The sequence below is a fragment of the Deinococcus sp. genome, from assembly GCF_018260405.1.
Classification (GTDB): Bacteria; Deinococcota; Deinococci; order Deinococcales; family Deinococcaceae; genus Deinococcus.
Genome location: NZ_JAGLBG010000220.1, coordinates 1 through 1,104, shown reverse-complemented (window position 1 = coordinate 1,104; position 1,104 = coordinate 1). Strand labels below are relative to the sequence as shown.

The window sequence follows — 1,104 nt, the reverse complement described above, 5'->3', positions numbered from 1 at the left end:
TTCGTCGGGGGTTCGGAGGGTCCAGACGTGACGAAAGCCTTCCTTGCCCAGGCCCCGGCTGGTGCGGCGCAGTTCGGCCACCTGCCGACCAATCACCGCCGGTTCAAAGTCGCGGTCGGGGCGGGCGGCGTGGCGGGCTTGCAGCACACCACGGGGCAAATCGAGCACGATGGCGACGGGCAGCACGTCATGGGCACGCGCCAGATCGACCAGGCGGCGGCGGTCGTCGGGCCTGACCGAAGTGGCGTCGATCACCGTCAGGCGGCCCCGGCTCAGGCGTTTGGCCGCCACGTAGAACAGGGTTTCAAAGGCGTCTGTGGTGGCTTCCAGACTGTTCTCGTCATCGCTGACCAGCGCCCGGAAAGCGTCGCTGCCAAGCACCTCGCTGGGGAGAAAGTGCCGCGCTGCGAAGGTGCTTTTGCCCGCCGACGACGCCCCGATCAACGCGACCAGGGCCAGTTCGGGCAGCCTGATCTGGGGAGAGGCAGGGTCGGGAACGGCGAATGGTGTGGTCATCCTGCGCTGATCGTCTCACATTGCCCCGCCAGCAGGTATCCGCCAAACGCCTGAGCGTCTATCCGGAAGGTGCTGAGTACTACAGACTGCGCTCCATTGCGCCACAGCCGGGAAGGCGGAGTCGTTCAATCCAGGCGGACTTGCCAAGCTGCTTGCAAGGCGGATTCGGGCGCTTTTCCCGGAAACGCGGAAACTATAACCGGAGGCCTTAGCGCTTACCTGTGGGGGGCGGGACAGGGCGGTACACGCCCTCTGCGTCGGTCAGGGGCTGTGGCGCGGCGGCACACACGACCCGGTTTTTTCCGGCATGTTTGGCGCCGTACATGGCCTCGTCGGCGGCCTTGAGCGTCCGGGTCAGGTTATCCAGCGGCGGGGCCACCCCGATGCTGACCGTCACGGGCACCGTGGGACTGATGGGGCTGGGCAATTGCTCGATCCCCGCGCGAATCTGCTCAGCGACCAGTACGGCGGCAGAGAACTCCGGCGCGAACAGCATCACCACAAATTCTTCTCCGCCCCAGCGCCCGACCTGTCCGGCCTCTCCGACGACTTCCTGGATTCGCTGCGCCACGCTGAGCAGCACCTGAT

Annotated in this window: 2 protein-coding genes; both read right to left on the bottom strand. The window is 66.2% G+C overall.

Going from position 1 to position 1,104, the window contains the following annotated elements; genetic code table 11:
* Window positions 1-516 (bottom strand): AAA family ATPase (locus QZ269_RS13170; RefSeq protein ID WP_291427151.1); only part of this gene is annotated, 516 nt, incomplete at its 3' end.
* A gap of 208 nt (window positions 517-724) precedes the next feature.
* Window positions 725-1,104, bottom strand: a 380-nt coding sequence (locus QZ269_RS13165; RefSeq protein ID WP_291427150.1) for a GGDEF domain-containing protein, incomplete at its 5' end; no start/stop codon positions are given.